We start from the raw sequence: 13,540 nt of genomic DNA on the forward strand, positions 1-13,540 counted from the left end.
GTTCATAGAGCTGGCAATAGCTGCGATAGGTTTTCTTCTCAATGCCGAGAAAGGCGCAGATGGCGGTCGAGGGCCAGCCGCGTAGGCTGCCGAGGACCACAAGCGACCGATTGCGCACGTGGCGGCCGCCGTGATCAAGCCTGTCCAGTAGCCGGTCGAGGTCGGGCACCTCGCCGAGTTCGCCCCGCAGGTTGGTGAACGGCATCCTTTGCTGGAGAAGCTGACGCAGCCACGTGAAGGCAGCCTGCCTGGCGACTTCCTTATGAGTTCTGCGCGCTCGCGAGGATGCAAGTCTCTGCCGTTCGTTCGCTCGGCACTGCCTGGCCACCCGCATCAGAAGGGTGACCGCTGACTTGCGGTCCAAGGTTTTGATGTCGTCGTATGCGGCTTCCCACAGCATGCGATCCGTCGGCTTGAGCGACCGTATGTAGTTCCCGACAGCGTCGTACGTTCCAGTATAGCCCTGCTCCCGAATGGACCTGTATATCTCGCGATAGGACAAGCTTGGCTGCTCCTCGCTCGACAGCATCTGCTGGATGGTCTGCAAGTATGGCCCGAGCTTGGGAAAGACCTGCTGTCGCGGGCCGTAGGGCACCGGCTGCCTCGCCCGCAGCATCTTCCGGACCATATTCGGACTGATCCCAGTCTCGCGGCCGACCTGCCTCTGGGTGGCTCCTTCGACCAAGACCCGGTACCGGATCCGGGCCCACTGCTCATGGTCGCTGTACATGAGGTCTCCTCACGTGCGACAGCGCTCAATCGGAGCGATATTGTAACAGAGCCCGAATGGGATGTGAACCATTGGTCGGCAGGGCTACTGCACCTGCCCAGCGCAGGCTTATACGGATTCGCTGAAAGGTCTGCCAAGACCGACTGGAGCCGGTCTTGACCTTCTAAGCATTACCCCTGGGTGGCAAGTCCTCGAGATCGAACTCATCCAAGGGTTTGAGCAAAGACCGAAGGAACTCAATTGTCTCGGCAGCCTCGATTAAGAGCGCTTGGACCTCATTAGGAGGGAGGACCTCATCGCTCTCAGAGGCGGCCTTGAGCCGATCAGCGATATCCATGTGTTCCCTCTTTGCCTTCACGCTCGCATTGCGAACGGGAAACCAATGTTTCCACAGCGCCTCGTGCACACAACTTTATAGGTCTCGCCGCTGGCACAAGGAACAGGTTCCCTGTTGGTTCTATTTGAGGCCAATGTACATGAGAAACACAAGGTTGAAAGTCGAGCAGGTCCTAGACCCCCGACTGCGCGATGCGTCCGGTGGGCGCGTTCTCTCGGCGTGCGGACGATCATCGGGGCAGCCGATCAGCTGGTACCAATGCCGTACTCGGCTAGACCTTCAAGCATCTTTCCAGCCTCCGAAGCATGGGCCGTGAAACTGCTCGCAACCCCTGCCGCCCCCATGATGCGGATGGCGGCGAGATCCCGCAGGCGCCGGTGGGCCTGATCTGGTCTCAGAGAGTGCGCTCTGTAACAGCCTTCTGCGAAGCGCAGGGCTGATGCCTGACCTGTGCGCGGTCAGGCCGGGAGGCCGCTAGCCCAGGCGGGGAGGACCAAAGGAAAGCCTTTCCTTTGAACCGCTCACCGCAGAAATGACCGTGATCGCTCTCTCACGAGCCATGTGTGGCTCTGGTCACGGAAGGACGGGCTGTTTCGGTCGATCCTGGTGACATCGCAGGAGGTCACCATGACACGATCCTCACAACGCCAAGCCAGACGCTGGGTTATCCAAGAGCTAACACGCTGCATGGATCAGCGCAGTCAGCCCCTCCCCTCGTCCAAGCCGGTTGCGGAGTGATCATGTTGTACGCGCGGACTCAGGAAACATCCGACCTCATGGACAGCCAGATCAGAGTCAGGGCGAAGGCCCTCTGCGTCGACGATGGCTTTGATCCGGATCTGACTGTGACGCATGCCTACGGCGACGACTTCACCGCCCAGGAATGGGAGTCCTGGTGGACGTCCAATCCGGACCACCCCTTCCAAGAGATGGCTAGCCCGATGTGGCGGCTGTACCGCGCCCACGCGTTCATGGAGCTGTCGCAACTCCACAAGGTGGTTGAGGCCAGCGACAACGTCGTCTTCTTCGGGCGAGGCAACGTTTAACCTGGAGCATGACCCAATGTCATGCTGACCGTCAGGAAGGGATCAATCTGAGCGCTTAAGCTTGGCCGTGTGGCGGTCCGCTGACCCTGCCACTGCTGACCTTCGGGCGACTTCGGCTCCGCGCACAATCCTATTCCTTCCGGGGATCCGATCTGCGCAAGCCAAAGCGATCTACCGGCCTGCAGCAGCCCTGCGGGGACCTGCAACCAAGGAGAGCGAAGCAACCGCCAGGAGTGAGCAGATCGTCATGATCACGATCAGCGGCCAGACGGTCGCGCTGAGGGCCGCGCCAACCACGGGAGCGACCAGCGCCCCGAACCCAATCTGACAGCTGCCCGACAAACCCGATGCGGCGCCGGCGAGATCCGGCCTCACACTCACCGCACCGGCAATGCCGCTCGGCAGCACCAGCCCATTCGCCACCCCGATGAACAGCATGGGCCCAAACAGGGCGACCGGGGACAGCAAGCCGGTAGCGATCACCGCGGCCATGGCCGCGATGCTGGCGAGAGACAGGAGCGTGCCGGCCAGGATCATCCAGTTCGGTCCCATCGTGGCGGCTAAGCGGCCCGTGGCGAAGTTGCCCAGAATGTAGCCGCACGGCACCAGGGCAAAATAGAGCCCGTACTCCGCCGGGCTGCGCCCGAGCAGCTCGATCATCACGTACGGGGCGCCGGCCAGAAAGGCGAAGAACATGGCCGACACAAAGCTGGTCACCAGCGTGTAGCCCCAGAACGGGCGCGACCGGACGAGGCTGCCGTAGCCCTGCAGGAGCTCGCGGAGCGCCTCTCCTCCGGCGTGGCTGTGGTGTGTCTCGGGCAGGCGCCAATGTGCGAATACCAGGGCGAGGCCGCCGAACCCGATCAGAAAAGCGAATGAAGCGCGCCAGCCGAACAGCGTCTCGAGCAGGCCGCCGATGGTCGGTGCGATCATGGGAGCGACCGCCATGCCCATGGTGACATACGCAATCATGCTGGCCACCTGATTGCGTCCATAGAGATCCCGCACGATGGCGCGGCTCAGGGTGATGCCGGCGCAGCCCCCGATCGCCTGCACGATGCGACCGACGATCAGGACCCCAACGCTCTGCGCCGACAGGCAGATGACGGATCCCGCGACGAAGGTAAGGAGGCCGAGCAGGAGCACGGGGCGACGGCCAAATCTGTCGGACAGTGGCCCGATGATCAGCTGCCCCAATGCCATCGCGCCGAGATAGAGCGACAGGGTGAGCTGAATGGTGGTGAAACTGACCCCCAGGGCTCGCGCCATGCCGGGCATCGAGGGCAGATACATATTGATCCCCAGCGGGCTCACGGCGGAGACGGCAATGAGCAGCGCAATAAAGCCAGGCTCTACGATGGGCGGAGCTGCCGCGGCAGTGGTATGGTCCATGGGTTCGGGATCGCTTTCGGTGGCGACAGAGAGAGCTTGGCAGGTGGGGTCCAAATTGCACAAGCTGGCCGGGGCTGTGAGGACACGACATTGCTTCGTCTCTTGGGGCGGGGCAAGGCTGCCATCTACGGGTCAGCGCAAGACGTGTTCCTGATACTGACCCTAGAGGGCAGACGCTCAGGACGAGCTTCGCTCCCCGCGTCAGGCTCGCCTGGATCGGCGCCGGCCAACATCTGCGAGGATCGCCCGTGCTGCATTGTGGCCTGGGGCGCCGGTGACGCCACCCCCCGGATGCGTGCCGGAACCGCACATGTACAGGCCCGGTAACGGCGCTCGGTAATCCGCATGACCCAGCATCGGCCGGGCGCTGAAGAGCTGATCCAGGCTCAGGGCCCCATGGAAGATGTCGCCGCCGATAAGCCCGAAGGTGCGCTCGAGATCGAGCGGACTCAGGATCTGGCGCCCCAGCACGCTCTGCTGGAAGCCAGGAGCATAGCGTTCCACTGTCGCGATCATCAGGTCAGCCACCTCGTCGCGGTGATCATCCCAGGAGCGTCCCTGGGATAGGGTTGGCTGCACGTGCTGGCAGAACAGGCTCGCCACATGAGCTCCTTTGGGCGCCAAGCTCTCATCGAGGGTGGACGGGATCAGCATCTCGACAATCGGCTCCCGGCTCCAGCCCTCCCGCTTGGCGTCGTCATAGGCCCGGTCCATGTAGGCGAGCGAGGGGGCAATGATGATGCCGGCCGTGTGGTGATCGGCAGGGTCACGGCCAGGCAGCGCGGAAAAGCTCGGCAGCTCGGACAGAGCCACGTTCATGCGGAAGGTGCCCGAGCCTGACCGCCAGCGCCGGATGCGGGCGAGAAAGTCCGGCGGCAGCGCCTTCTCCGGCACCAGTTGGTCGAACAGGAGCTTGGGATGAACGTTGCCGGCCACAGTCCGGGTCCGAATGGCACGGCCATCCTTGAGCACGACGCCGGCCGCCCTCCCCTTCTCGACGATCACCTCCTGGACGGGTGCATTGATCTCGATCTCCACCCCACGTTCGCGGGCAGCATTCGCCATCGCCTGGGTGATGGCTCCCATGCCGCCGATAGCATGGCCCCAAGCGCCCTTCTTGCCATTCACCTCACCGAAGACGTGGTGCAGCAGGACATAAGCCGTGTTGGGCGTGTAGGGGCTGGCAAAGGTGCCAACGATGGAGTCGAAGCCGAAGGCGGCCTTGACGCAGTCGGTCTCAAACCAGCCGTCGAGGTAATCGCCGGCGGACTTGGTGAACAGATCAAGCAGGGCCCGCCGCTGGGCCATGGACAGGCGGCGCAGGCGATGGCCGGTGCTCAGCGCCTTCCAGCCCTCGGACAGGGCCGTGCGCCAGCCACTGTCCGCGAGGTTGGGTGGTTGCTGCAGGGTGAGGTCGCGCAGCACGTCCGCGATGGCGTCGATCTCGGCGGAGTAAGTCTCGTAGCGCTCAGCATCACGGGAGCTGAAGCGTGCAATCTCCGAGCGGGTCACGCCCTCACCGGTTTTGAGGTACTGGCCGTCGGGCAGCGGGAAGAAGTTGGCCAGGCGCCGCTCGACGATTCGCAGGCCGTGGCGGGGCAGATCGAGGTCGCGGATGATCTTCGGGTTAAGCAGGCTGACGGTGTAGGACGCGACCGAGTTGCGGAAGCCGGGGTGGAACTCCTCCGTCACGGCGGCGCCTCCGACGACGGAGCGCTGCTCGACCACCTTCACCCGCAGACCGGCGGCGGCGAGATAACAGGCGCAGACGAGGCCGTTATGCCCAGCCCCGATGATCACCACGTCATAGCTGTCTGCCACAAGCGTCCTCCTGCCAGTCAGAACTCAGCGTCAGAATATTGGCATTCGGAAGTTTCGCCACTCTATGCGTTTAGGTAGCCGCTGCAGCCTCCTCGAGCACCTTAACGCACGGCGTCCAGCGACAAACCGAAGTGCTTCGCCACCTGACTGGGAGCCACGCCCGCCGGCAGATCCGCCCGCCCCGCCCTGCGCTGCCCCTCCGGCAGCGGAGATGAAGTCTTGCCAGAGCTGAATGGCTTGTTATGGCCTGTAGAGCCGGAAACGAGGCGATTGAGGGTCAAGCTAGCTTCCCGTGCCACTGATTCCAACTCCGGCCGCTTCCCCCTGCCCTTCTCCAATCGGCGCTGCACTTCCTCAACGAGCCCGCTCAGCTGCTCAGCCAGCTGAGCGTCGGACAGGCTGGCAAGTGCCGACAGCTTGGCGGTACCAGGAGCCAGTTCGGACGCAGGCGTCGGGATGGTGAGCGTGACCTCGAACAGGTCGAGTGTGCATGGTGAAGATCCCTTGGGCGGCATAGAACTGATATGGGCATTGTGCTGTCCAATCCCAAGCTCGGGGGGCTCGTCCCATCGCCACGTCAGACCGATGACAAGGCGCGTGTCTTGTTTCGTGCGTCAATTGACAGGCTGCGGTGTCAATCAAGCCCATCGACGCGCCTGCTGCGGGATCGGGTTAGCCGATCCTGCAGCTAAGGAGTTCCCTTACCGGGAGAGCGGAGCGGCTGTGGTCGCCTCCGCTAAGGGGCCACTGATGGTCTGGGAATATGACGCTACAATGCCGAAGGACGGCAGCGCTGAGGCTTGATCCAGGAGAGGACCATGGGCGAGTGGAAGACGGTCTATGCGGACGAAGTTGAGAGGCGCTGGGTCACACTCAAGATCTACGATAGTGAGGATGCTGCGGATGGAGATAACGAACCGCTCGTGCGCGTCACAGTAGCCCCCATGGAAAATGCAGACGCGAACGAAGGTGGGCAGAAGCCCATGGCAGGGGCAGATGCGGATGACAACTCCATCACACTGGACCCCGATATGATCGAGGATCTCGAGGAGGAGTTGACCGAAATCGGCTTTAGCTCACAGGCGACGGACTGGATCATCAGCAAGATTCCTGTTTGAACCGCTCGGCTGCGCGATAGGAGGTGAACGATCGTCATCTGTTCGACGCACCCTCAACAAGGCAGAACAACCGCTTCTCAGGTTTGTCGTGCATCGAGGCGGGAATCGTCCCGTGCCGGAGAAGCGGCACGGCAGTGAAGTGCTCTCTCCAGCGCCGGAGCACAGCCAGAAGCCGTGACCCTTCTGCAACCATGATCCGCAAAATGCCCTAGTCCGGTTGACGAAAGTCCTGGCAAAGGTAGGTTGTCTGCCCCTCTGCCGACATCCGCCATGAGAACCTTCACCTCCCTTGTCGCGCGGCACGCGCTCCCCGCCTTTGGCCTTCTTGCCCTGACGGCGGCAACGCAGGCTCAGACCTTGAACGGCATCCGCATCGGGGAGGACATCACCACGGCATCGCGGGTCGCAGGCAAGCCAGCCTCCAGAGTTGCCGCGGGGCCCCACGAGGAGGTCCGGTGGAGACTGTCTGACGGGAACAAGCTCGCGCTCGCGACGGATCCACTCAACGGCCGGATCGCCTATGCCGAGGAGACCTGGGGCGGCCGGCCTGATAGTAAGCCCGCCGACTTTCCCGGCTTCCGATATGGCGAGACGACCCTCGCGGACATTCGGATGCATGCGGAGAACAATGGCTTCGCCTTCGTCGAGCGGCTCATTGACGAGAGGCCTGATGGCCTGCGCCTGTTCAACGCCTACGAGGTCGAGGGCTCTCCCGGTCTGGTCGTGACCTTCGTCACCCGGATGTCCACGAGGGACACGCGACGGCTTAAGGGCAATCAGGAAAGCGTCGACATCAACCGGGCCGCCAAACTGGACGGCATCATCCTCGGGGATGCTCGCTACCTCGTGGCAATCTGGGGTCAAGCCAAGCTCAAGGCCAAGGACTACAAGCCCATTCGTTGGGCCTCCACTCGCAAGGTGGCATTGAAGCCCTAACTGCCCTCGAAACGGCGTACAGGTCCATCGGGCATGGTTGCGACATTAAGGCCGCGTCCAAGTCCGGCGGAAGGCGTTTTTGGTCTCCGATTTCTGGCATCCGCCAGCCATGCTGCCTTTAAATCTTCTGTGCCAGGCGTGCGGGCACGATCTCCTGTGCTCCCTGGATTATCAGTTGGTCATGGATGAAACCCAGTGCCGCGCCGCCGACTGGGGCGGACGTCAACAGCGACGGCAGTTCCTTCAGCCACGTGGACGGGCCATCCAGCGACGCGAGGGCCACGAGACGTTCTCCCATGGCTGGAGGAGAGGCGGCCCTTGCGTCAGCGGATGATGGTGTGCAGGTCCCTGGTACGGGACACACCGGTCGCATCACCCTTGCAGGCGCAATCACACGCTCGAGGCCGGCATAGGCCAGAGCCTCGGGACGGCTGACCTCACCCAGTGAGATGCCGCGGCGCCACAGAGCGGTGAAGGACGGATGCTGCCCGCCATCGGCATAGGTGGTCCGGATGGCCACCCTGCCCTCCTCCAGCAACACTGCCATGTGATCGTCTTCCATGGCCCGGTAGGCCAGCACCTCTGCTTCCGTGTCCGGATCTCTGACTGGTCGGAAGGTGTATTGCCCCGCCGAAACGCTCGCAACCAACTCTTCCCGAGTAGCCTCGAAGCGATCGGAGCCCTCCTTGAGTTGGCGCCAGAACGCAATGTTCGGATCCAGGCGATGCTGAACGAGGTTTTCCGCCGTCATGCGAAATGGATAGGCTTGCAACTGGACAGCCTTCTGGCCACCTCTGAATGCCTCCCGCATGAGGGCGTAGATCTCCGCCATTCCCGCATCCGTCATGGCATAGCAGCCGGCGGAGGAGCAGGTTCCGTGAACCATCAAGGCGGACCCGGTGGCCCCATGCGCTCGGTCGTAGGCATTGGGAAATCCCGTGTCGAAGGAGAGATAGTGCTTGGACTTCGGGTTCATCTGGGCTGCGGTGACGGCATAGAAGCCTTCTGGCGTCTGCCGGTCGCCCTCCTTCTGCTTGGGACCGAGTTGGCCTGACCAGCGGCAGATGGGAAATGTCTTGAGGCGAATATACCGCCCGCTTGTGCTGCGCTTCCAGACTTCGAGTTCCGCCTCCTTCTTATAGATGCGGATCAGCATCGGTTCCGCGGGAGCGGTGTTGTTCCCTTTCATCAGGGTCATCGTTGCCGGCGGAATGGGAGCTTCGTGCTTCGGATATAAGGGCGCAGCCTCCGCGGCCCGACCGACCAGGGCAGCGGCTATGAGAGCCAAGACAGGCAGATGTAACCATCTGAGCATGGAGATCATAGGCGGCTTTCGGTTGCTGGGTGCGAAGGGCTCTTATGGCGTGTGTAACGGGTTGAGACTGCCATTTGCAGGAAATTGCGGCAACAAATGGCTTGGCTCAATCCCAGAGCTCCGTGAAGCGGGTATCGCGAACGGCCCTCTGGCGCCGTAACATCACTCAGTGTCACATTCCACGTCTGGCTGGTGATCCGATTAGATGCAGCCGACACTTGTCCCCTCGGTGCCACCGGAAGACCTCGCCCAGCCTTCGGCAGCGTCGGGAGCCGGTGACCTGACCTACGATGACCGGATCGGATCGGTCAGCGGTTCGGCCAGGTCATGGCCATGAGATCCAGGATCCGGGGGTGGCCCGCCCGGTGGTCGCTCGATCATGCGATGCACGCGCGGCCGACCTGCCCCCTGATGAAGGTCCCGGAGCCGTTCTCCCACGGCAGCATCGGCCTGCGTGATACGCTGGTTGTGCCGCACGTAGTCCAGCCACGTCGGACTATGGTAGCGCTTGAGCCAGACCTCGGGGTTTTCCAGATCCCGCAGCAGCGTCCAATGACGCGCGCCGTCCCGACGGCGGATCCGTCGCCGCTCCGCCATCACGGCGAGAAAGGCCGCGATATCTGTTTCCCGGATCATGTATTCGATTGTGATCACGACCGGGCCGCTGCGGGGGAGGGTATCGACGGCAAGATTAGGCTCCGTCCAGCGGTTGAGCGGATCAAGGTTGAGTGTTTTCATCTCAGGCAAGGGCAGCCGCAGGCCAAGGGCCGCTCCGGCCACCAGCACCCCCGCGGCGATCAGAAGAGCGTCCGACGTCCCGAACCGGGCGGCCGCTACGCCCCAGATCCAGCTGCCGAAGGCCACGCCGCCGAAGGCTGTCATCTGGTAGAGGGCTAAGGCGCGCCCGACCACCCAGCGGGGTGAGGACAACTGCACGGTGGCATTGAAGCTCGAGAGCGCCAGCACCCAGCTCGCCCCACCAAGAGCCATCGCAACGATCGTCAAAAGCGCGAAAGGGCTCAATTCAGCGACCGAAGCGCAGACGGCAAAGCTGATGAAGGCGATGCTTATCGATACCAAGCCGACTCTTCACCTTTTCAGGCTATTTGGGACCTCTTCGGCCCTGCCGGTGATTTGCTCCATCCAATCGGTTTCGCGTGTCGTCTGGCAATTCTCCTGCGGAAGCCGTTACCGTCGTATCGATCCCTGAGCAGCGCCTGAACTGCCTTGGGATCAGGCCCTGTCCATCTCCTAGGCAAAGGCCAGAGCCGGAGCGATTGTGGGGATGAAAGGGGCGGCCCCCGGTGGTCGGTTACTGCCAAGGGCGTCCTCCCCCCTCTTGGGTCTCGTGCCGGATACCATACCCCGCCCGCTGGATCGGCCGTCCACCCAGAGCACCAGGATGCGTGGTCCCACTCTCCGTCGAGCGTACCACCCTGATGAGTTCGCCCGCGCTGTCGGCCTACTGCGGGCGTCGAAGCGGAGCCGCACCCCGGGCACCAGGCGTGGATCGCTGTTTGCTCGCGGGCGTCAAACTCGCGCATCTAGGCCCCTCCCCGCTCGGCCACGGCAATGCAGGTGTCGGTGTCGGATGGTCCTTGCCCATTGGAGAAAGCCTGGACGGCCTTGCTCCGCCGCCGCAGCATGCTTATCTTACCCACGTCTTACCTTCCATAACGGGCATTCGATGACAAAAACAGAGCGCCTCATGACGGTTGTATCCACAAAGGGCCAGGTGATTTTGCCCAAGTCCATCCGGCAGCACCGGCACTGGGAACCGGGAACCCGACTGCTCGTGGAGGAGACCCCAGAAGGCGTTTTGCTGAAGGCCGCTCCTGTGTTTGCCCCGTCCCAGCCGGACGACGTGTACGGATCGCTGCCTCATCAGGGCCCACCCAAGACCCTGGAGGAGATGGAAGCCAGCATCGTTGCCGAGGCCAAGCGGCGTCATGCTCGCGATTGATACCAATCTGATCGTCCGGTATCTGACCGGCGATCACCCTGAGCAATCGCCGAAAGCACGCGACCTGATTGATCGGGAGGATGTCTTCGTTTGCACGACCGTTCTCCTGGAGACGGAATGGGTCTTGCGCAGCGCCTATGGCTATACCCCGGCTCAGGTCGGAGCGGCATTAAGCGCCTTTGCCGGACTGCCCCATGTCACTTTGGAAGATGCTCCCCTGGCCGCAAAAGCGCTCGATTGGATGGCCCAGGGGCTCGATTTTGCGGACGCTCTTCACCTGGGGAAAGCGGTGGGATGCACAGCCTTTGTCAGCTTTGACCAACGCTTTGCCAAAGCCGCCAACCGGACCGGCGAGGTGAAGGTTCAGGCTCCGTAAGGGGCATGGCCGCTTTCTCAGACGAGCGATTCAGCAGACCTCTATTCAAAAATCCGAAGGGACCGGCCAGTTGTCGTCGCCCCTCCCCTTGCGGCGTGATAGGTCCTGCCCATGCTCAAGCCTTACTTTCGTAAATGGGGCCTGACACCCGCTGGCGAGCTCATCAACACGCACACCAGCCAGCTTCTGCTAGTCCTGTCCCACGGGCAACCAGCGATGGAAGGTCACGGACCTCGAAGACGAGAGGCACGGACACCTGCTCATGCGGTGGTGGGCCGGGGAGGGAGCCGCTCGGGTGCTCGCTCATGATCGTTCAGTATCCCCGAGAGGTCGCCGCCCCCGGGAGCTCGTCGCAAAAATCTCGACAGCTCCCGTGATGATCAAGATGGATAACTGATGCCGCAAGTTCTCCGGGGCTTAGACGCTCCAAATGAAGAGCTAGGCGGATGCCGTTTTCGGGCAGATCTATACGATGCCACGGCCGAAGTGGCTCTGATGGGCCACCCTTCGCTTCGAACATCTTTTGATCCTCAGAGAGCCCGGGGGTTTCGCGATCAGGGCTTTCCCTTTGGGTGCGAGATTTCCCCCTTTCTTTTGAATCTGTTTCATTGGTGGGCGAACAAATTTTCGCACCCTCCCCATGCTGCGCAACGCGTTGAGCCTCTTCTTTTTGAACCGGGCGGGCCTCAACCAAGTTGGTCAGGTAGATCGTTGTCCGCCCAAGCCTATCTGGGCTGGAGCGAACCAGAAAGCCAGCCTGCTCAAGTTGGCGGTAATGGTTCTGGATGGTCCTTGGAGACACGCCGAGGTCGGCCGCCAGCCACGAAGTGCATGTCTGCAATCGCTTGTAACGGCCGCAACGGGAGATCAGGTACACAAGGGTCGTAACTGCTCCGGTGCTCAGACCGGGATGAACCAACACATCGATATTGAACCGCCGAACGTACCGACTGAAGAAACAGCGGCGCTGAGACAGACGTGTCCGACGTGTCACTGCAGGAGCTCTGGGGCGCCGCTCCTTGGGCCTAGCCTCCCGCTCTGGGAGCTCGAAGAACGCCGCGACCTGATCCCTCGTCCAGCGCCCCTCGTGGATGCCCTGTTCCGCGACCACCGCTTGCTGAGGACGGGACACCCTCCCCATAGTCTGCAGAAGTTCGAACGCACTACTCATAGCCAGCCTCATCCTGAAACCGACCAGTAAAAGCTAACCCTCTGGCGTTACTGTCAAATCTCTCAACGAGGCTCGGTAGGTCTGAGCCGCGGACTCAGTGGGTATGACGCGCGACCTCGGTAGGTTTGACTCACGACCTCAGTAGGTCTGAGGCGCACCCCTTCCCATGCGCGATCCAAACCTACTACCCGAACTGCCAGATTCGGTAGGTTTGACCCGCACGTTCGGAAGCCGAGCCTGATCCCCTGCCCCAGCTACCTGTCCGCAAGGTTTGAGTCGCGATCGCCTCCATCGTGGGATGGTCTGGACGGCACCTAGGATTGCAACCATCCCCTCTCTACCGGCTAGTAGGTTTGACTCGCACTTAGAGTGTCGGCTTGAAATCGGAGATTCCCCAACCGCTTATGACCAAGTCCTCGATTCGCTAACCGAGGAGCCTCTCGAACATTCGCCAGTCCCGTAAGCGCGACCCAGACCTACTATAAGCGCGATTCAAACCTACTGAATGTGCGGCTCAGACCTACTATGCACCCCAACAAATGCAGGTGGTTCAGCGATTTAGCATTGTATGGTTTGAAGTCCTAAGTACCTTGACCTGCGAGGAGACACAGCATGTCGAAGGCTCTGAAGCCCAGGACCATCATCCACGAAAGCCTGCAAGGCGAACTGTGGGTGGTAGAAGAACCCGGGATCACTAATACGATCTCCTTATGGGACGTGGCTCCCCGTTCCATTCCTTCCCGCGCCTCTGACGATCTCAAAGACGGGAGATACCTGAAGACCTTGGAGCGGACATTCACACTCGCGGGCAAGGTCTATCAGGTCACCCTCAAGCCAGCCCGTATCAAGGACAAGAACGGCAAAGAAAGCGAGCAGTACCCTGGCGAGCGCGAGCGGCTAGTCGAATGGGTTATCCGTCGCATCGCCGCGATGCGTAATCGTATCAGCCTCAGCGCTAAGGACGAGGTCAATGTCTCGTTCAGCATCAATGAGGTAAAGACTGAGCTCTCCCGAACCGGTCACACGTACAGCTACTACGAGATCGTCGAGGCGCTCACCATCCTTCACCAGTCCACCGTCGAAATCATTCGAACTGATGTGGGGGATGATGGCGAGATCCATGAGCGCGTGATCTCGAGCGCTGCCTTCCCCCAGCTTGCATTCGCCAACAGGGGCAAGGAGCGTGCCAAATCGACGGTCCAGTTTAATTGGCTCGTCTCGCAAGCCATGATGCATCTGGACTTCCGTCAGATGAACTACGAAGCCGTCATGAAGATGCGTGGGCCGATCGAACGTTGGATTTACATGCGGCTCAACCACGATGTGCTTTATCAT

General features: G+C 61.7%; 10 protein-coding genes and 3 pseudogenes. 7 read left to right on the forward strand and 6 right to left on the reverse strand.

The features are described 5' to 3' along the window. Both NF876_RS42625 and NF876_RS42630 read right to left on the reverse strand, forming a co-directional pair. Nucleotides 1–730: pseudogene (locus NF876_RS42625) on the reverse strand (hypothetical protein); the annotation flags it as partial. Between the two features lie 163 nt (nucleotides 731–893). After that, complete coding sequence (locus tag NF876_RS42630; protein ID WP_210804884.1) at nucleotides 894–1,067, reverse strand: hypothetical protein; 174 nt, start codon at nucleotides 1,065–1,067, stop codon at nucleotides 894–896. A gap of 776 nt (nucleotides 1,068–1,843) precedes the next feature. On the opposite strand from NF876_RS42630, the gene NF876_RS42635 reads away from it, so the two are divergent. After that, complete coding sequence (locus tag NF876_RS42635; protein ID WP_210807004.1) at nucleotides 1,844–2,113, forward strand: hypothetical protein; 270 nt, start codon at nucleotides 1,844–1,846, stop codon at nucleotides 2,111–2,113. A 171-nt stretch (nucleotides 2,114–2,284) separates the two neighbouring features. Here NF876_RS42635 and NF876_RS42640 read toward each other — a convergent pair whose 3' ends face one another. Further along, nucleotides 2,285–3,505 carry a multidrug effflux MFS transporter gene (locus NF876_RS42640; RefSeq protein WP_210807002.1) on the reverse strand — a complete coding sequence of 407 codons (1,221 nt, stop codon included), beginning with the start codon at nucleotides 3,503–3,505 and terminating at the stop codon, nucleotides 2,285–2,287. Between the two features lie 201 nt (nucleotides 3,506–3,706). Further along, nucleotides 3,707–5,326 (reverse strand): phytoene desaturase family protein, encoded by a 1,620-nt coding sequence (locus tag NF876_RS42645; protein WP_210807000.1) that lies wholly within the window; start codon nucleotides 5,324–5,326, stop codon nucleotides 3,707–3,709. Between the two features lie 818 nt (nucleotides 5,327–6,144). Between NF876_RS42645 and NF876_RS42650 the strand changes: the two genes are divergently transcribed. Further along, nucleotides 6,145–6,444 (forward strand): hypothetical protein, encoded by a 300-nt coding sequence (locus tag NF876_RS42650; protein ID WP_210806998.1) that lies wholly within the window; start codon nucleotides 6,145–6,147, stop codon nucleotides 6,442–6,444. Between the two features lie 270 nt (nucleotides 6,445–6,714). After that, on the forward strand, nucleotides 6,715–7,380 hold the full coding sequence (locus NF876_RS42655; protein WP_210806996.1) for a hypothetical protein: 666 nt from the start codon (nucleotides 6,715–6,717) through the stop codon (nucleotides 7,378–7,380). Nucleotides 7,381–7,498: 118 nt separating this feature from the next. Here the strand turns inward: NF876_RS42655 and NF876_RS42660 are convergent, their stop codons facing one another. Next, entirely contained in the window at nucleotides 7,499–8,704 is a 1,206-nt protein-coding gene (locus tag NF876_RS42660) for a L,D-transpeptidase family protein (RefSeq protein ID WP_210806994.1), read from the reverse strand. Nucleotides 8,705–8,980: 276 nt separating this feature from the next. After that, nucleotides 8,981–9,766: pseudogene (locus NF876_RS42665) on the reverse strand (MFS transporter); the annotation flags it as partial. Nucleotides 9,767–10,382: 616 nt separating this feature from the next. Between NF876_RS42665 and NF876_RS42670 the strand changes: the two are divergent. The 4 genes and pseudogenes from NF876_RS42670 to NF876_RS42680 all read left to right on the forward strand — a co-directional run. Beyond that, on the forward strand, nucleotides 10,383–10,658 hold the full coding sequence (locus NF876_RS42670) for an AbrB/MazE/SpoVT family DNA-binding domain-containing protein (protein WP_210806990.1): 276 nt from the start codon (nucleotides 10,383–10,385) through the stop codon (nucleotides 10,656–10,658). Next, nucleotides 10,645–11,034: a type II toxin-antitoxin system VapC family toxin gene (locus NF876_RS42675; protein ID WP_210806988.1), complete on the forward strand. Its 390-nt coding sequence runs from the start codon at nucleotides 10,645–10,647 to the stop codon at nucleotides 11,032–11,034. The genes NF876_RS42670 and NF876_RS42675 overlap by 14 nt, the downstream gene beginning before the upstream one ends. Nucleotides 11,035–11,269: 235 nt before the next feature. Next, a pseudogene (locus NF876_RS43815) lies at nucleotides 11,270–11,431 on the forward strand (hypothetical protein); the annotation flags it as partial. A gap of 1,386 nt (nucleotides 11,432–12,817) precedes the next feature. Further along, on the forward strand, nucleotides 12,818–13,540 hold a 723-nt coding region (locus tag NF876_RS42680; RefSeq protein ID WP_262273685.1), incomplete at its 3' end, for a hypothetical protein.

The sequence above is a fragment of the Microvirga yunnanensis genome, assembly GCF_025460875.1.

Bases quoted from the DNA above. Each gene is read 5' to 3' on its own strand.
- NF876_RS42630 (WP_210804884.1), bottom strand. From the start codon at position 1,067: ATGGATATCGCTGATCGGCTCAAGGCCGCCTCTGAGAGCGATGAGGTC.
- NF876_RS42635 (WP_210807004.1), top strand. From the start codon at position 1,844: ATGGACAGCCAGATCAGAGTCAGGGCGAAGGCCCTCTGCGTCGACGAT.
- NF876_RS42640 (WP_210807002.1), bottom strand. From the start codon at position 3,505: ATGGACCATACCACTGCCGCGGCAGCTCCGCCCATCGTAGAGCCTGGC.
- NF876_RS42650 (WP_210806998.1), top strand. From the start codon at position 6,145: ATGGGCGAGTGGAAGACGGTCTATGCGGACGAAGTTGAGAGGCGCTGG.
- NF876_RS42655 (WP_210806996.1), top strand. From the start codon at position 6,715: ATGAGAACCTTCACCTCCCTTGTCGCGCGGCACGCGCTCCCCGCCTTT.
- NF876_RS42660 (WP_210806994.1), bottom strand. From the start codon at position 8,704: ATGATCTCCATGCTCAGATGGTTACATCTGCCTGTCTTGGCTCTCATA.
- NF876_RS42670 (WP_210806990.1), top strand. From the start codon at position 10,383: ATGACAAAAACAGAGCGCCTCATGACGGTTGTATCCACAAAGGGCCAG.
- NF876_RS42675 (WP_210806988.1), top strand. From the start codon at position 10,645: ATGCTCGCGATTGATACCAATCTGATCGTCCGGTATCTGACCGGCGAT.